Below are 17,062 nucleotides of genomic sequence, written 5' to 3' on the forward strand. Positions count from 1 at the left end.
GACACGCTGGACGACGACCGCGAGAACGGCTGCATCCGCAGCTTCGAACATGCCTACTCTCAGGAAGGCGGCCTGGCCGTGCTCTACGGCAACATCGCGCTGGACGGTTGCGTGGTGAAAACCGCCGGTGTGGATGAGTCGATCCATGTGTTCGAAGGCAATGCCAAGATCTTCGAAAGCCAGGACAGCGCGGTGCGCGGCATCCTTGCCGACGAAGTGAAGGCCGGTGATATCGTGATCATTCGCTACGAAGGCCCCAAGGGTGGCCCGGGCATGCAGGAGATGCTGTATCCCACCTCCTACCTGAAATCCAAGGGCCTGGGCAAAGCCTGCGCATTGCTCACCGACGGCCGTTTCTCGGGCGGTACCTCGGGCCTGTCCATTGGTCACGCTTCGCCTGAGGCAGCCGCCGGTGGGGCCATCGGTCTGGTGCAGGACGGCGACAAGGTGCTGATCGACATCCCCAATCGCTCGATCAACCTGCTGGTGGACGATGCCGAGTTGGCAGCCCGTCGTGCCGAGCAGGACAAGAAGGGCTGGAAGCCGGTCGAAGTGCGTCCACGCAAGGTGACCACCGCGCTCAAGGCCTACGCCCTACTGGCCACCAGCGCTGACAAAGGTGCCGTTCGCAACAAGGCGATGCTCGACGGGCTGTAAGCACACGTCGTTTCATGGCTATGGGTGGATCTTCACAGCGCTAGTGTAAAGATCCACTCCAGGCCTTGGAAATGTGCCTGACGCTTATTCCAAAAATACCTAAGCATCTTCCATTCCGGTATTAATCGGCTTTCGATTCAAGGTGTTAGCATCCGCGATTGACCAGCGCCCGCAGAGGTGCGGTCCTTCATTTTCCGGAGCTCACATGAACCTGCCCCTCTTTTTGAATCTGCTGATCTTCGCAGCGCTGCTGCTGGGTTTGGCACAAACGCGTCGCACCGATTGGAGCCTGGCCAAGAAGGTCCTGCTGGGTCTGGGTCTGGGCGTGCTGTTCGGTATTGGCCTGCACACCGTCTACGGCGCCGGGCACCCTGTGCTCAAGAGCACCATCGGCTGGCTGGAACTGGTCGGCAACGGCTATGTGCAGTTGCTGCAGATGATCGTCATGCCGTTGATTTTCGCGTCCATCCTCAGCGCCGTGGCGCGTCTGCACAACGCCTCCTCGCTGGGCAAGATCAGCTTCCTGACCATTGGCACGCTGCTGTTCACCACCGCCATCGCCGCGCTGATCGGCATCGGCCTGACCAACCTGTTCGGCCTGACCGCCGAAGGCCTGGTGGCCGGGACTCAGGAAGCTGCGCGTCTGGCCACGATCCAGAGCGATTACGCGGGCAAGGTCGCCGACCTCAACGTGCCGCAACTGTTGCTGTCGTTCATTCCCCAGAACCCTTTCGCCGACCTGGCGCGCGCCAAGCCTACCTCGATCATCAGCGTGGTGATCTTCGCTGCGTTCCTCGGGATGGCGGCACTGCAACTGCTCAAGGACGATGCGGACAAGGGCACGAAAGTGCTCGGCGCGATCGACGTGCTGCAAGCCTGGGTGATGCGCCTGGTGCGCCTGGTGATGAAGCTGACGCCCTATGGTGTGCTGGCCCTGATGGCGAAGGTGGTGGCCAGCTCCAACGTGCAGGACATCGTCAAGCTGGGCAGTTTCGTGGTGGTGTCGTACATCGGTCTGGCGCTGATGTTCGCAGTGCACGGGCTGCTGCTGAGCCTGGCTGGGGTCAACCCGCTGCGGTTTTTCCGCAAGGTGTGGCCGGTGCTGACCTTCGCCTTCACCAGCCGCTCCAGTGCGGCAACCATTCCACTGAGCATCGAAGCGCAGACCCGGCGTCTGGGCGTGCCTCAGGCCATTGCCAGCTTCGCGGCATCGTTCGGCGCGACGATCGGCCAGAACGGTTGCGCCGGTCTTTATCCGGCCATGCTGGCGGTGATGGTCGCGCCCACGGTTGGGATCAATCCACTGGATCCGCTGTGGATCGCCACGTTGGTGGGTATCGTCACCCTGAGTTCGGCCGGTGTGGCCGGGGTCGGCGGCGGCGCGACGTTCGCAGCGTTGATCGTGCTGCCGGCCATGGGCTTGCCGGTCACCTTGGTGGCGCTGTTGATTTCAGTCGAACCGTTGATCGACATGGGCCGCACCGCCCTGAACGTGAGCGGTTCGATGGCGGCGGGCACCATCACCAGCCAGGTGATGGGTCAGACCGACAAGGCGCTGCTGGCGGCCGATGAGCACAAGGAGCTGGCCTCGGCCTAACCAGTGTTGCCTGTTCGCGGGTGCCTTCTGGTAAAGGCAGCGCGAACAGGCAACCCGATCACCTGCGCTCCCACACCTCGAACGCGTAGGCCGGTTTGTCATCGACCGCTTCGTTCGCTACGCTCGACACCTTTTGCCACTGGTTCTCGTCGAACTCGGGAAACCAGGCGTCCCCTTCCGGCTGCAAGGCGACTCTCGTCAAGTACAGGCGGTCCGCCTGAGCGAGACTCAGCTCGTACAACTGAGCACCACCGATGAGCATTACCTCGTCCGCGCCTTGTTCGTGAGCCCAGGCTTCGGCCCGCTCGATGGCCGCGTCCAGCGAAGCGAACACTTCCGCACCCGGCAAGTCGAGATCCGGCTGGCGGCTGACCACCAGGTTCAGACGGCCGGGCAGTGGTCGGCCCAGCGAATCCCAGGTCTTGCGACCCATGATGATCGGCTTGCCCAGGGTGGTGGCCTTGAAATACTTGAAATCGCCCGGCAGGTGCCAGGGCATGCTGTTGTCGATGCCGATCACGCGGTTCTCGGCGAGTGCCGCGATCAGGCTTAAAGGGAGAGATGTCTTCATGGCCGGCAGAATAGCAGAGCCTCCTTGGGTTATGCTCATGGCGAATCCGCCGCCTGGAAAAACGCGTGAGCGCACCCACTCCCTTGCACACACTCTGGCTCAGTGAAGCCATCCGCCTGCGCGAAGAACAGGCAGGCCCCCTGGAAGACCTGGAAGCCAACCGCCGAGCGCGGCAACAGGGGGGCGACCTGGCCGCACGCATCGAACATCGCGCCCTGATACTGGCCGGCCGCGATGGCCAGCGCCAGGCCCTGCGCCACTGGCTGCAGGGCGCACGGCTGGCGGTGCTGCTGCTGGCCGTGCTGGCGGTATTCAGCGGGGCCGGATTGGCGTTCGCGGCGCTGGGCGATGGCCAGCAGCCGGTCAATGTGTTCTGGGCGCTGGGCAACCTGCTGGGGCTAAATCTCATTCTGTTGCTCAGCTGGTTGCTGGGGCTGGTTGCTGCCGGTGGCCACGGCGCTGTACTGGGGCGGCTGTGGTTGTGGCTCAGCGAGAAACTGGCGCGTGATGCGCAGGCTGTGCACCTGGCGCCGGCGCTGGTACTGCTGCTGCAACGTCGTCGGCTCAACCGCTGGGCACTGGGCACGCTGGTGCATGGCTTGTGGCTACTGGCCCTGCTCAGTGCGCTGGCCTTGCTGCTGTTGCTGCTGGCCACCCGTCGCTACGGCTTCGTCTGGGAGACCACCATTCTTGGCGCGGACACCTTCATCAGCCTGACCCAGACCTTGGGCGCCGTGCCCGCGCTGCTGGGTTTCAGCGTGCCGGACATCGACATGATCCGCGCCAGTGGCGATCAGGCGACCAACGTCGAAGGGGCACGCCAGGCCTGGGCCGGCTGGCTGGTCGGCGTGCTGCTGGTCTACGGAATCGGCCCGCGCCTGCTGCTGGCCGCCTTCTGCCAGTGGCGCTGGCGCCAAGGCCGGGCACGCCTGACGCTGGATACCACCCTGCCGGGCTACAGCCAATTGCGTGAGCGGCTGATGCCCAGCAGTGAGCGCCTTGGTGTGCGCGATGAGGCGCCCGACGCCCTGCCCCAGGTTACGACGGCGCCAGCCAGCGAGCCGAGCGATGGCGCGGTGCTGGTAGGTCTAGAGCTCGACGGCCAGCACCCATGGCCGCCCGCCCTGGCCACCGGCATTCAGGACGCTGGCGTGCTCGACAGCCGCGAGTCGCGCCAGCGGCTGCTGGAACAGATGACCCGCTTCCCGCCCGCGCGGCTGGTGATCGCTTGCGATCCGCGGCGCTCGCCCGACCGCGGCAGCCTCGGCCTGATCGCCGAAATGGCCCGCTGCGCCACGGTCACCCGCGTGTGGCTGTTGCCGGCACCGCCCGGCCAGGTGCTCGACCCGCAACGCCTTGGCGATTGGCGGACCGGTCTGGATGCACTGGGCCTGGCCATTGATGAATCGACCCCACTGCACTGGCTGGAGACCGGCCATGAGTAAGCCCCTGACCCTGGCCGTAGTCGGCCATACCAATGTCGGCAAGACCTCCCTGCTGCGCACGCTGACCCGCGACGTAGGCTTCGGCGAAGTGTCGCACCGGCCCAGCACCACGCGTCATGTGGAAGGCGCACGCCTTTCGGTCGATGGCGACGCCCTGCTGGAACTCTACGACACCCCTGGCCTGGAAGATGCCATCGCCTTGCTGGATTTCCTCGAGCGCCTGGACCGCCCCGGCGAGCGGCTCGACGGTCCGGCGCGGTTCGAGCGGTTCCTGCAGGGCACCGAGGCGCGCCAACGGTTCGAGCAGGAGGCCAAGGTGCTGCGCCAGCTATTGGCTAGCGATGCCGGCCTGTATGTGATCGACGCGCGCGAGCCGGTGCTGGCCAAGTACCGCGACGAACTGGAAGTGCTGGCCAGCTGCGGGAAACCGTTGCTGCCGGTGCTCAACTTCGTCAGCAGCAGCCAGCAACGCGAGGGAGATTGGCGCGAGGCACTGGCCCGCCTCGGTTTGCACGCTCTGGTGCGCTTCGACAGCGTGGCGCCGCCCGAGGATGGCGAGCGGCGGCTGTATGAAAGTCTGGCGTTGCTGCTGGAACATTCGCGCCCGGCTTTGCAGCGGCTGATCGATGATCAACAGGCGCAACGACTGGCGCGTCAGGGGAGTGCACGGCGGTTGATCGCCGAACTGTTGATCGACTGCGCGGCCTGTCGCCGCAGCGTGACCAGCGAAGCGGCCGCAGGCGCCATCGAAGAACTTCGCCAGGCGGTACGCAAGCGTGAGCAGCGCTGCGTGGAAGCCTTGCTCAAGCTGTATGCCTTTCGCAGCCAGGATGCGTCGGCCGGCGACTTGCCACTGTCGGATGGGCGCTGGGGCGACGACCTGTTCAATCCCGATACGCTCAAGCAGTTGGGCGTGAAGGTCGGCGGCGGCATTGCGGCCGGCGCTGCGGCGGGCGCTGGCGTCGATCTGCTGGTGGGCGGTTTGACCCTGGGCATGGCAGCCATCGCTGGCGCCATTGCCGGCGGCGCCCTGCAGACCGCCCGTGGCTATGGCGCGCGCCTGTTGGGCAAGTTCAAGGGCGAGCGCGAACTGACCGTGGACGACAACGTGCTGCGGCTGCTGGCCTTGCGTCAGCAGCAACTGGTGAAAGCGCTCGATGCCCGTGGCCATGCCGCCATGGGCACCATCGAGGTGGCGGCGCCACAGGAGCAGACCTGGCGCGAAGGCAAGCTGCCCGAAGCCCTGAACAAGGCCCGGGCCTACCCGCAATGGTCCTCGCTCAACGGCCACAAGCACCCGACCCAGCGCGAGCGTGAAGAACAGATCGAAGCCCTGGCCCAGCAGCTCTGACGCCGCAGTTACTTGCGCAGCAACCGCAGCCCGTTGAACACCACCAGCAGGCTCACACCCATGTCGGCAAACACCGCCATCCACAGCGTCGCCATGCCGGCCACGGTCATCAGGAGGAACACGGCCTTGATCGCCAGGGCCAGCACGATGTTCTGCAACAGCACCGAACGGGTCTGCCTCGACAGCCGAATGAACGCCGGTATCTTGCGTAGATCATCGTCCATCAAGGCGACATCGGCCGTTTCAATCGCGGTATCGGTACCTGCGGCCGCCATGGCGAAACCGATTTCCGCCCGCGCCAGCGCTGGCGCGTCATTGATCCCGTCGCCAACCATGCCGACCCGGTGACCCTGAGCGTACAACTGCTCCACAGCTTTGAGCTTGTCAGCAGGCAACAGGTCGCCAATCGCTTGATCGATCCCCACTTGAGCTGCGATCGCCTTGGCGGTATGCGGGTTGTCTCCGGTCAGCATCACGGTCTTTATGCCCAACGCATGCAGCTGAGCAATGGCCTCGCGACTGGTCTGCTTAACCGTGTCGGCCACCGCGAACAACGCCACCGGCCCCTGCGGGCCCAGCAACACCACGACCGATTTACCTTCACGCTCCAGCTGATCGAGTTGCGCTTCCACCGCCGAGGAGCACTGACCCAGCTCTTCCACCAGGCGATGGTTGCCCAGGTGATAGGTCTGCCCTTCCACCTGACCCTTGATGCCTCGCCCAAGCAAGGCCTCGAAGTTGTCCAAGGTCAGGGCCGCCCCATTGGCGTCAGCAGCAATGGCTCGCGACACAGGATGGTCCGAACGTCCCGCCAACGCCTGGGCAATCGCCTGTGCCCGGCCTTCGAAGGCGGGATCGAGCAGCGTGTAGTCGGTCTGCACCGGCTTGCCATGGGTCAGCGTGCCGGTCTTGTCCAGCGCCAGATAGTCCAGCTTGTGACCACCTTCCAAGTACACGCCCCCCTTGACCAGGATGCCTTTGCGCGCAGCAGCGGCCAAGGCACTGACGATGGTGACGGGCGTGGAAATCACCAGCGCACACGGACAGGCGACCACCAACAGCACCAGCGCGCGGTAGATCCAGTCGAACCACGCGCCCAACCCCACCAGCGGCGGCACCACCGCGATCAGCAGGGCCAAGGCAAACACCACGGGTGTGTAGACCCGCGAAAAGTTATCCACAAAGCGCTGGGTAGGCGCGCGCGCACCTTGGGCCTGCTCGACCGCGTGGATGATGCGCGCCAGTGTCGATTGGCCGGCGGCGGCCGTGACCCGGTATTCCAGCGAGCCGGCCTGATTGATGGTCCCGGCGAACACCTTGTCGCCCACCCCTTTCTCGACCGGCAGGCTTTCACCGGTGATGGGCGCCTGATCGATGCTGGATTGACCGGAAATCACTTCACCATCCAGACCGATACGCTCCCCCGGACGCACGCGGACGATGGCCTCCAAGGCGACGGCCTTGACGTCCTGTTCCAGCCATTGGCCATCAGCCTGGCGCACGGTGGCCGTGTCCGGCGTGAGGCGCATCAGACCGCCAATGGCATTGCGGGCGCGATCCAGGGATTTGGCCTCGATCAATTCGGCTACGGTGAACAGGAACATCACCATCGCCGCTTCCGGCCATTGACCGATCAGCACCGCGCCGGTCACCGCAATGCTCATCAACGCATTGATGTTGAGGTTGCCGTTCTTGAGTGCGATCCAGCCTTTGCTGTAGGTGCCCAGACCACAACTGGCGATCGACACCAGGGCCAGCAATGCCACGACCCAGGTCGGCGCCGCCTGGGTGAAGTGGACCACTTCGGCCGCCACTGCCGTCACACCCGAAAGCGCCAGCGGCCACCAGGGTTTGCGCGGCGCCGGCAGGTCGTTGGTAGCAGGTTCGTCCCCGGTGATGGGTTCGGCGTGCATGCCCAGTGATTTGATGGCGCTCTCGATCGCCTGGGTATCGGGCAGCGAATGGCGCACGCCGAGCACCCGATTGATCAGGTTGAAATCCAGCTGCTGCACGCCGGTCAGCTTGGCCAGCCTGTTCTGGATCAAGGTCTGCTCGGTCGGGCAGTCCATCGCCTCGATGCGGAACTGACTCAGCCGGGCATCCTGGCTGTCGCCGGGTGCCAGCTGGACGGTCGACGGTGCAGTCGACTTGCTCGAGCAGCAGTGGCTCGGCGGTGCGGAACTTGGCTGGTGCTCGTGCTCGTGCTCGTGCTTATGATCGTGGGCATGGCCGGAAGTGGGGTGGCTCATTGGTCGCAATTCCCTGAAGTGCAGGTTGCCAAGTGAACACCCTGTAGCCACTATAGGGTCAAGCATCTTCCAAGGGTTATGAGCATGAAAATCGGCGAACTGGCGAAAATCACCGACTGTCAAGTCGAAACCATCCGCTATTACGAACGCGAAAGCCTGTTGCCGCCCCCTGCCCGCAGCGACGGCAACTATCGCCTCTACACCCAGGCTCACGTGGAACGGCTGACGTTCATCCGCAACTGTCGCATCCTGGACATGACCCTCGACGAGATCCGCAATCTGTTGACCCTGCGCGACAGCCCCCAGGACCAGTGCCAGAGCGTCAACGACCTGATCGATGAACACATCCATCACGTCAAGGCGCGGATAGACGGCCTGGTAGCCTTGCAGGAGCAGCTCGTTGCTCTGCGCCAGAAATGCCATGGCGGTACCGCCGAAGAACACTGCGCGATTCTCCAGCGCCTGGAAATCAGCGGCGCCGTCACCGTCCCCGAGGCTGAGCACTCACATGTGGGCCGCAGTCACGGGCATTGAAAAAAACACGTCGCGGTTCAGCAGATACACCCAGGCATTCGAATCGCCCAAGAAATATGAATAATATATGACTCATTCCATTTGACATGAACCATATCAGGCTCATACTCAGCCTATGTTAACCACACTTCTGCAACAGATCCGCAACCGCCGCCAACAACTGGGTCTTCAGATTCAGGACATGCCCCTGCGCACTGGCCTCACCCGCCAGCAATACGGAAAGATCGAAAAGAACGGCAACCCGCGCCTCAACACCCTGGACCTGATTGCCGAAGGTCTGGATGCAAGCATGGTCCTGGTGCCCAAGGACCAACTCAAACTGATCGAAAAGATCCTCGCAGGCGCGCCGGTGTATTTCGAGGATGATCGACCTGTGGATAACTATCCGGAAAATCCTTGGGATGATCTGCCATGAGTGTAGAAACCGTAGCGGCCTTGAAGCTGACGCTGCATTCGCAATTGGTCGGTTACGTTACCGGCCATTCGAATGGCAAGAATGTACTCACCTTGGCGCCGGATTACATCGCTGATCCACATCGACGCACGCTGACTTTGTCTCACCTCAATCCGGACGTATTCAGACGTCAACTGGCAGACAAGCACCCTTACGTCACCCATCACCGGCTTCACCCCGTTTTGAGCAATCTACTTCCGGAAGGCGCGCTGCGTAGCCTGGTTGCACAAGCCATGAAAGTGCACCCAGACAGTGAATTTCCCTTATTGAGCTGGCTCGGTCTGGACTTGCCGGGTGCATTGGTCGCAACCCCGGTATCCGCTGACCATATCCCAGCCTATGCACTGGGCAACCACGGCAAGATCAATCCAGTATCCATCGACACACCCGACCATCGCTCGCACTTCTCGCTGGCCGGCGTACAGATGAAATTCTCCATGCACAACAGGGATGGCCGTTACATAACCGCCGATCCTGCGGCGCCGGGAGACTGGATCATCAAGACGCCCGCCACCGTTCACCCATTCGTGCCGCTCAACGAATACACCTGCATGCAGCTGGCACAGTTGGCAGGCGTCGACATTCCTGAAATACGCCTGGTCGGCATGGACATGATCGACAGCTTGCCCGCAATCAACCTGCCCGACGAGCAGTGGGCCTACGGCATTCGTCGTTATGATCGGCTTGCCGGAGGTCAGCGCGTTCATTCAGAAGACTTCGCCCAGGTGCTTTACGCTTACGCCCACGATAAATACCGCAGCGGCCGTTATGAACAGATCGCCAGATTGCTCTACACCCAGACCCGCCATGGCCAACGGGATGTCACGCAAATGGCTGTACGTTTGCTGGTCAATGTGCTGCTGGCCAACGGTGACGCGCATCTGAAGAACTGGAGCCTGATCTATCCGGACACTTTCAGCGCAGAACTGTCCCCGGCTTACGACATCGTCGCGACCAAGGTGTTTATTCCCGGCGAGCGCCAGTTTGCGTTGAACCCGGCCGATACCAAAGCCTGGTATGACGTCTCGCTCGAACACTTCAAACGATGGGCCGAGACCTCTGGAATACCTTGGCGACCCGTGCTCGTTCATCTACGAGAAACACTGGACGCAGCACGAACGCTGTGGCCTGAAGCCCTAGCCGCCAGCGCCATGAAGCCAAACCAGCAAGCGATCCTGCGCCAGCATTGGCAACAGCTGCATGCGGACTTTCGGATCTCTTGACTGAATCAGCGAGCAAGGTTTTGAAACAATGCTGGTTTCGCTATTGCAAAGCCTGCCTATAGGTTCGTTGCACATGTCCAACAAAAAGAACCTGTCATGAATCGCACCGCAACCCCCTTTCAAATATCCGATCTGCGCACTGAAACTGGTTTTCTTGCCGTCGTAGGCGAGCGGCTGTGGCAAGCCTGGTGGAAAGAAGACGGCCACACCTTGGAAGATGTGCTGACGCTTCTGGAAGACAGCCTGCGTTCCAAGCCCATTCCCACCACTTTGGTCGCTCATGCAGGCGAGCGGTTCATAGGGACGGTATCGCTGATTTTTTCGGATATGGATGAACGAGTGCAGTACTCGCCCTGATTGGCGGCGCTGTGGGTGGAGGCCGAGAGCCGCAATGAGGGCGTCGGGGCGGCATTACTCACAGCCGGAATGCAGAAAGCGAAAGCGGAGGGTGTCGAGCGGGTCTATCTATGTGCCGTCGAGGAAAAGTCGGCGTACTACCGTCGGCTTGGCTGGGAGCAGATCGAGACTGACGTTGGGGGGATGAATATCTTCACCAAAGCGTCAGGGTAATTGCATTGAAACGCCTGGCCGCGGTGCAGCAGGCAGACTGCGGTGTCTGTTTCGCGGGCAGAGCCCGCTCCTACGAGGTCTGCGATGGCGTAGGAGCGGTCAGTGGCCGCGAAACAGACTCCACGGTTTGTCAGGCTCACACCGCCATCGGTGCAGTCAGTGGCGCGTGGTGTTCGTAGCCTTCCAGGGTAAAGTCGCTGGGTTCGATCAGCTCCAGCCACTCTGGTTGGTACACACCAGTCTTCGCGAACTCAGGCACGCGGTCGGAGATCACCAGCTTAGGGGCCGGTAACGGCTCGCGTTTTATTTGCTCGTTTAGCATGTCCAGATGGTTCTCGTACACATGGGCGTCGCCGATGAAGTAGGTGAACCAGCGCGGCGTGTAGCCCGTCAGGCGTCCGACCAGCGACAGCAGCGCGGCGCCTTCGGTGAGGTTGAATGGCGTACCCAGGCCCAGATCGTTGGAGCGGATGTACAGTGTCAACGAGATCTCGCGGGTTTCCGGGTTGGGATGGAACTGGTACAGCAGATGGCACGGCGGCAGCGCCATTTCATCGAGCTGGGCGCAGTTCCAGCCGTGGAACAGGATCCTGCGGCTGCCTGGGTCCTTGATGATGGTGTCGAGGCACTGGCGAATCTGGTCGATGGCCTTGTACAGCACCACGAAGCTCTCGCCGTTTTCCTCGGCCTGGGCAATCTGCTGATAGCCTTGGCTGGTGGCCAGTTCGATCGCCGCCGGGTTGCTCAGGGCGATGCGTTTGTAGGCTGGCCACTGGCGCCACTGCACGCCATAGATCTCGCCCAGGTCGTCTTCACCCTGGCGAAAGGGGTTGGCCAGCCATTGGGCGTTCTCGTTGGCGTTCTGGTCCCAGACCTTGCAGCCCAAGGCGCGGAATTCGGCGGCATTGTTGACGCCGCGCAGGAACCCGACCATTTCGCCGATGGCCGACTTGAAGGCCAGGCGCCGGGTGGTGATCGCCGGAAAGCCTTCCTGCAGGTCGAACCGCAGCATGGCACCCGGGAAACTGATGGTGCGCACGCCGGTGCGGTTGCTTTGCAAGGTGCCGTTCTTGATGACGTGGGCGACCAGTTCCAGATATTGCTTCATGACGTACCTGCATCGTTCAGGGCGCAACCTTGGTCGCGCCCAGGCAAAAAAGAATCAAACAGCCGGGCGCGGAGCTGCCGGCGCGCGGTGGTAGGCCAGCCAGATCAGCCCCAGGCCGCCCAGGATCATCGGCAGACACAGCACCTGCCCCATTGTCAGCCAGCCCCACGCCAGGTAACCCAACTGCGCATCGGGCACGCGGACGAACTCGACGATGAAGCGGAAGATGCCGTAGAACAGGGCGAACATGCCCGATACGGCCATGGTCGGCCGCGGCTTGCGCGAGAATAGCCAGAGGATGACGAACAGCGCCACGCCTTCCAACGCAAACTGGTAGAGCTGCGAAGGGTGACGGGGCAACTGCGCCGGATCGCTGAAAGCCGGGAAGATCATGGCCCAGGGCACGTCGGTGGGCTTGCCCCACAGCTCGGCGTTGATGAAGTTACCGATGCGCCCGGCGCCCAGACCGATGGGCACCAGCGGAGCGATGAAGTCCATCAGCTGGAAGAACGACTTGTTGTTCTTCTTGCCGAACCACCACGTGGCCAGCATCACGCCCAGCAGCCCGCCATGGAACGACATGCCGCCCTTCCACACCTCGAATATCAAGGTCGGGTTGGCGATGTATTGCTCCAGGTCGTAGAACAGCACGTAGCCGAGGCGGCCACCGAGGATCACCCCCATTGCACACCAGAACACCAGGTCCGAGAGTTTTTCCTTGGTCCAGGTCGGGTCGAACCCGTTGAGCCGGCGCGAGGCCAGCAACCAGGCGCCACCAATGCCCACCAGGTACATCAAGCCATACCAGTGGATTTTCAGCGGTCCGATGGCCAGTGCCACCGGGTCGATCTGCGGGTAAGGCAGCATTGCAATTCCTCAGCTAAGCAAAAAACTCATGCCGACGCCGAAGGGCAGCGCGGCGAACAGGTGTTTGAGCACCTTGAACGATGATCTGGGCGCCCGGCGCGCCGCGTATCTGGCGAAACCCGGCGGCGAAGGCGATGCACGCCAAGGCGGGCTCATGAACGAATTCGAAACTATACGCCTGGCCATGGCACCCGTGCAGGCACCGAGCGGCTGGTACATCGCAATTTCACGATTGCACCCGCAAGCAAGTGCGGCATGGTACCGGAACCCATGCCTGGCGCTCCACCTCGCAGCGATGGATAGGACAACGATGGACCGGTAGAGTGAAGTCAAACTACAAGGATCTTTCCGTATGTGTCTGATCGTTTTCACCTGGCAGCCCGGCCAAGCCCAACCCCTGGTACTGGCAGGCAACCGTGACGAATTCCACGCCCGACCCACGGCGCCGTTGTCCCAGTGGCGGGAGTCTTGCGGGGTGTACGCCGGTCGGGACCTGGAGGCAGGCGGTAGCTGGCTGGGGATCGGGCCGAACGGGCGTATCGCCGCGCTGACCAATATCCGTCGTCCCGGTCAGCCACCGGCGCGGCGCTCCCGTGGTGATCTGGTGGCGGGTTTTCTGACCGGTGAACAGTCGATCGAGGCTTACCTGCAGGCCGTCACGGATCGCCTGGACCAATACGCCGGATTCAATCTTCTGCTCGGTGATGGTCAGCGCCTGTGCTATCTGCACTCCGCTGCAGGCACGCCGCAGTACCTGGAGGCAGGCACCTACGGGCTGTCCAATGCCAGCCTCGACACGCCATGGCCCAAGCTGGTGAAAGCCCGTCACGGGCTGGAGGTCGCCGGTAGCCAGCCTGACGCATTACTGGCCATGCTGGCCGATGCCGACCAGGCACCGGAACATGCGCTACCCGATACGGGCGTAGGCCTGGCCACCGAGCGGCTGCTGTCGAGTGTGTTCATCACCGGCGCCAGTTACGGAACGCGGGCCAGCACGGTGGTTATCGTTGACGCCGAGGGTCATCGGGAAATGATCGAGCGCAGCTTTGGCCCGTTGGGCAGCACGCTGGGTGAGGTTCGTCTGCAGGGGGTCTAGCGAGCGCTAAACCGAGCGCCCGATGCGCTTGCCCTGGCGTTTGCCGATGTCGCGAGCCTGGCCATCGCGCTGCTTGCCGGTGCGCGCATCGCTGATCAGGCCGGGAATCAACGCGCCTTCAGGCAGATTCTTCCAGAAGCGAGTGGGCAAGTGGCCTTGCATGACCTTGGGGTTCAAGCGCGCCGGGTTGAAGATGTGACTGTAATAGGTCAGCCACAGCTCGCCCTGGGGGTCATGGGCCTGCTGCGCGAGTTGCTGCCACTCCAATGGGCATCGCCGTTCGTGGATCAACTGGGTGCCGTCGTAATAGACACCGTCCTGAGGCGTCGCTATCAGCCAGCGACTGCGCCCCATGCGCCCGATGAAATGCTCGCTGGCCAAGGCCAGGATGTCGTGCGCCGGTTCGTGCCAAGCCACGTATTCAGGACCGGGGGGACCCTCGGTCGCGACCGGCATCTCGACGAAGCGCAGAAAGGCATGCAGATGATGGCTCTCGCGCCGAACCTGCTTGATACGCCGGTGCAGCTCACTGCCCAGGCGATCACCGGCCAGCATGGCCGTGCGGTCGCCATGGCTGACGCGCCAGAGCACTTCGTACAACAGGCTCCAGCGTTGCTCGCCACGGTACTGCGCAGCGCTTTGCAGCAGCTCGATGAGGGCCACGGGAATGCGCGCCTGGAAAGGACCGATTTCCTCCGGGTAATGCTCGTCCGTGGCGAACAGGTCCGCTACGGTGTTCCAGCCCACATGACTCGGATCGATCTGATGGCTGAGCAGCCAACGCGCCTGCTGCCGCCAGGTGGCGAACAGGTCGTCGCAGTCCAGACATATCATCCCCAGAGCCCCAATTGCTGGGGCTGGGGGCGATCACGCAGTTGGTCGCGCAGCAGCAAAGTAGAGATTTCTGCCTGCTGTGGGTGGTAGTCGCTGGTGATGAAGAACGGCTTGGCCTTAGCCAGTACGCAACGCAGGCGGGTCAGGTCTTCATAGCGGATTCGCCGCTGCCGACGCAGCTCCACCAGGCGCTTGGTGGTACGCAGACCGATGCCGGGAATGCGGGCGATCAGCGCAGGTTCCGCACGGTTCAGATCCAATGGGAAGACGCTTCGGTTTTCCAGCGCCCAGGCCAGCTTGGGGTCGATATCCAGCGCCAAGTCGCCCGGGCCGGAGAGCAGCTCGTCGGCCTTGTAGCCATAGCTGCGCAGCAGGAAGTCGGCCTGGTAGAGGCGGTGCTCGCGCATCAGCGGCGGTGCTGCCAGCGGCACGCTCTTGGGGCTGTTGGGGATGGGGCTGAACGCCGAATAGTAGACCCGCTTCAGGCCGTAGTTGCCGTACAGGGATTCGGCGCTGTGCAGGATGGTGCTGTCGTCGGTCTGGTCGGCACCGACGATCATCTGCGTGCTTTGCCCAGCCGGTGTGAAGCGTGGCGCGCGCGGTTCGTTGAGCACGGTCTGCTGGCCCGTGTAGATGGTGCTCATGGCTTTCTTGATGGATTTCACATCCTTTTCCGGCGCTAGGGTCTGCAGGCTGGCATCGGTGGGCAGCTCGATGTTCACGCTCAGACGATCGGCGTAGCGACCCGCCTCTTCGATGAGTGCCGGGTCGGCTTCGGGAATGGTCTTGAGGTGGATGTAGCCGCGGAACTGATGCTCCTCGCGCAGCAGGCGCGCCACGCGGATCAGCTGTTCCATCGTGTAGTCGGCCGAACGGATGATGCCGGAGCTCAGGAACAAGCCGCTGATGCAGTTGCGCCGGTAGAAGTCCACGGTAAGGCGCACCACTTCCTCGGGCGTGAAACGCGCCCGTGGCACGTCGCTGGAACGGCGGTTGACGCAGTACTGGCAGTCGAACAGGCAGAAATTGGTCAGCAGTATCTTGAGCAGCGATACACAGCGACCATCCGGCGTGTAGCTGTGGCAAATGCCCATGCCGTTGGTCGAACCCAGCCCGCCCTTGCCTTCGGAGCTGCGCTTGGGCGCACCGCTGCTGGCGCACGAGGCATCGTACTTGGCGGCGTCGGCGAGGATGCTGAGCTTATCGATCAATTGCATGAAATTTCCCGATACTGTTTTTATGTACAGTACAGAAATACAGGCACTTCATCAACGCCGCCGGTCGGCCAGAAGCCAGGCCACACGCGGCCTGGAACGGAACGAGCGCTACATGGGCCGGGTTCAGTCGATGGTTTCGAACTGATCCTTGATGTAGCGGATTTCGGTGCGCCCATGGGGTGCCGGCAGGCCGTCTTCGCCCAGGTTGACGAACACCAGCTTGTCCACGGTGAGGATGCTCTTGCGCGTGATCTTGTTGCGCACCTCGCAGGTCAGGGTGATGGAGGTCCGCCCGAATTCAGTGGCGGTGATGCCCAGTTCGATGATGTCGCCCTGGCGCGAGGCGCTGACGAAATTGATCTCGGAGATGTACTTGGTCACCACCCGCTGGTTGCCCAATTGCACGATCGCGTAGATAGCCGCTTCTTCGTCGATCCAGCGCAGCAGGCTGCCACCGAACAGGGTGCCGTTGGGGTTGAGGTCTTCAGGTTTTACCCATTTGCGCGTATGAAAATTCATGCTGGCTCCTCTGCTCTTCACCTAAGTGTGTCGAATCATGGCAGACCACAGCGCCCGCCTCCATTGAGCTTTGCCTATGAATACCATTATCCATCCGGCGGTAATCGTCAGAAATACTTTGGAAGCTGGCCACACCTCTATATAATCGCCAGCGATTCACTCAACGGCCTTCTTCATTTCCCGGCCGTTCCCGCCACCCGTCCGAGGGGCGCTGCAGCAGGTTCGACCTGTCAGGCTCGGATGGGGCGTTGTCCCTACAGGTCTTGCCTGGGGACGCCAAACGCATACAACGGCGCCCATTCGAACCTACGAATGGAGGCTCTTAATGAGCGCTGTACTTACGCCTGCTGGTTTTTCCGATTTCAAAGTCGCCGACATCTCCCTGGCTGCCTGGGGCCGTCGCGAAACCATCATTGCCGAGTCGGAAATGCCCGCACTGATGGGCCTGCGCCGCAAATACGCCGGCCAGCTGCCGCTGCAGGGCGCGAAGATCCTGGGCTGCATTCACATGACCATCCAGACCGCCGTACTGATCGAAACCCTGGTCGCTCTGGGTGCCGAAGTTCGCTGGTCTTCGTGCAACATCTTCTCCACCCAGGATCAGGCCGCCGCCGCCATCGCCGCCGCCGGTATCCCGGTGTTCGCCTGGAAAGGTGAAACCGAAGAAGAATACGAGTGGTGCATCGAGCAGACCATCCTCAAGGCCGGCCAGCCGTGGGCCGCGAACAGGGTGCTGGACGACGGCGGTGACCTGACCCAGATCCTGCACG

Annotated in this window: 18 protein-coding genes and 1 riboswitch; of the genes, 11 read left to right on the plus strand and 7 right to left on the minus strand. The window is 62.5% G+C overall.

Translation table 11 applies throughout. The features are described 5' to 3' along the window. A partial coding sequence (locus tag B2V21_RS18575; protein ID WP_286917660.1) for a dihydroxy-acid dehydratase occupies positions 1-657 on the plus strand: 657 nt, incomplete at its 5' end. A gap of 205 nt (positions 658-862) precedes the next feature. Beyond that, complete coding sequence (locus B2V21_RS18580; protein WP_286917661.1) at positions 863-2,254, plus strand: L-cystine transporter; 1,392 nt, start codon at positions 863-865, stop codon at positions 2,252-2,254. Positions 2,255-2,312: 58 nt separating this feature from the next. Here the strand turns inward: B2V21_RS18580 and B2V21_RS18585 are convergent, their stop codons facing one another. Then, positions 2,313-2,825 carry a dihydrofolate reductase gene (locus B2V21_RS18585; protein ID WP_286917671.1) on the minus strand — a complete coding sequence of 171 codons (513 nt, stop codon included), beginning with the start codon at positions 2,823-2,825 and terminating at the stop codon, positions 2,313-2,315. A 65-nt stretch (positions 2,826-2,890) separates the two neighbouring features. Here B2V21_RS18585 and B2V21_RS18590 point away from each other — a divergent pair, with 65 nt between their 5' ends. Together B2V21_RS18590 and B2V21_RS18595 are read left to right on the plus strand one after the other, a co-directional pair. Next, positions 2,891-4,270, plus strand: a complete 1,380-nt coding sequence (locus tag B2V21_RS18590; RefSeq protein WP_286917662.1) for a DUF2868 domain-containing protein — start codon at positions 2,891-2,893, stop codon at positions 4,268-4,270. After that, on the plus strand, positions 4,263-5,621 hold the full coding sequence (locus tag B2V21_RS18595) for a DUF3482 domain-containing protein (RefSeq protein WP_286917663.1): 1,359 nt from the start codon (positions 4,263-4,265) through the stop codon (positions 5,619-5,621). The genes B2V21_RS18590 and B2V21_RS18595 overlap by 8 nt, the downstream gene beginning before the upstream one ends. Positions 5,622-5,629: 8 nt before the next feature. Here the strand turns inward: B2V21_RS18595 and B2V21_RS18600 are convergent, their stop codons facing one another. Next, on the minus strand, positions 5,630-7,870 hold the full coding sequence (locus B2V21_RS18600) for a heavy metal translocating P-type ATPase (RefSeq protein ID WP_286917664.1): 2,241 nt from the start codon (positions 7,868-7,870) through the stop codon (positions 5,630-5,632). An 84-nt stretch (positions 7,871-7,954) separates the two neighbouring features. On the opposite strand from B2V21_RS18600, the gene cadR reads away from it, so the two are divergent. The 5 genes from cadR (at position 7,955) to B2V21_RS21665 (ending at position 10,651) form a co-directional block, all read left to right on the plus strand. Further along, entirely contained in the window at positions 7,955-8,404 is a 450-nt protein-coding gene (gene cadR, locus B2V21_RS18605; RefSeq protein WP_286917665.1) for a Cd(II)/Pb(II)-responsive transcriptional regulator, read from the plus strand. A gap of 115 nt (positions 8,405-8,519) precedes the next feature. Further along, positions 8,520-8,819, plus strand: a complete 300-nt coding sequence (locus B2V21_RS18610; protein WP_282349581.1) for a helix-turn-helix domain-containing protein — start codon at positions 8,520-8,522, stop codon at positions 8,817-8,819. Beyond that, positions 8,816-10,081 (plus strand): type II toxin-antitoxin system HipA family toxin, encoded by a 1,266-nt coding sequence (locus tag B2V21_RS18615; RefSeq protein WP_286917666.1) that lies wholly within the window; start codon positions 8,816-8,818, stop codon positions 10,079-10,081. The genes B2V21_RS18610 and B2V21_RS18615 overlap by 4 nt, the downstream gene beginning before the upstream one ends. Positions 10,082-10,177: 96 nt before the next feature. After that, positions 10,178-10,438, plus strand: a complete 261-nt coding sequence (locus B2V21_RS18620; protein WP_286917667.1) for a hypothetical protein — start codon at positions 10,178-10,180, stop codon at positions 10,436-10,438. Positions 10,439-10,453: 15 nt separating this feature from the next. Beyond that, positions 10,454-10,651: a GNAT family N-acetyltransferase gene (locus B2V21_RS21665; RefSeq protein ID WP_376787046.1), complete on the plus strand. Its 198-nt coding sequence runs from the start codon at positions 10,454-10,456 to the stop codon at positions 10,649-10,651. A gap of 136 nt (positions 10,652-10,787) precedes the next feature. Here B2V21_RS21665 and B2V21_RS18625 read toward each other — a convergent pair whose 3' ends face one another. Further along, the gene (locus tag B2V21_RS18625) at positions 10,788-11,759 is read right to left on the minus strand and encodes a thymidylate synthase (RefSeq protein WP_286917668.1); all 972 of its coding nucleotides are present in this window, start codon (positions 11,757-11,759) and stop codon (positions 10,788-10,790) included. Positions 11,760-11,813: 54 nt separating this feature from the next. After that, positions 11,814-12,626: a prolipoprotein diacylglyceryl transferase gene (lgt, locus tag B2V21_RS18630; protein WP_282349578.1), complete on the minus strand. Its 813-nt coding sequence runs from the start codon at positions 12,624-12,626 to the stop codon at positions 11,814-11,816. Between the two features lie 352 nt (positions 12,627-12,978). Here lgt and B2V21_RS18635 point away from each other — a divergent pair, with 352 nt between their 5' ends. Further along, positions 12,979-13,722: an NRDE family protein gene (locus B2V21_RS18635; RefSeq protein WP_286917669.1), complete on the plus strand. Its 744-nt coding sequence runs from the start codon at positions 12,979-12,981 to the stop codon at positions 13,720-13,722. 6 nt (positions 13,723-13,728) lie between these two features. Here the strand turns inward: B2V21_RS18635 and B2V21_RS18640 are convergent, their stop codons facing one another. The 3 genes from B2V21_RS18640 to B2V21_RS18650 form a co-directional block, all read right to left on the minus strand. Further along, positions 13,729-14,556: a TIGR03915 family putative DNA repair protein gene (locus B2V21_RS18640; protein ID WP_090355382.1), complete on the minus strand. Its 828-nt coding sequence runs from the start codon at positions 14,554-14,556 to the stop codon at positions 13,729-13,731. Continuing rightward, positions 14,553-15,773, minus strand: coding sequence for a putative DNA modification/repair radical SAM protein (locus B2V21_RS18645; protein ID WP_056844491.1), 1,221 nt, complete (start codon positions 15,771-15,773; stop codon positions 14,553-14,555). The genes B2V21_RS18640 and B2V21_RS18645 overlap by 4 nt, the downstream gene beginning before the upstream one ends. A 123-nt stretch (positions 15,774-15,896) precedes the next feature. Next, entirely contained in the window at positions 15,897-16,292 is a 396-nt protein-coding gene (locus tag B2V21_RS18650) for an acyl-CoA thioesterase (protein ID WP_043191602.1), read from the minus strand. A gap of 197 nt (positions 16,293-16,489) precedes the next feature. Further along, positions 16,490-16,597: riboswitch (S-adenosyl-L-homocysteine riboswitch) on the plus strand. Between the two features lie 20 nt (positions 16,598-16,617). Here B2V21_RS18650 and B2V21_RS18655 point away from each other — a divergent pair. Then, the coding region (locus tag B2V21_RS18655) for an adenosylhomocysteinase (RefSeq protein WP_286917670.1) at positions 16,618-17,062 on the plus strand (445 nt) is incomplete at its 3' end.

The sequence above is a fragment of the Pseudomonas sp. UBA6276 genome, assembly GCF_002438365.1.
Taxonomy (GTDB): domain Bacteria; phylum Pseudomonadota; class Gammaproteobacteria; order Pseudomonadales; family Pseudomonadaceae; genus Aquipseudomonas; species Aquipseudomonas coleopterorum.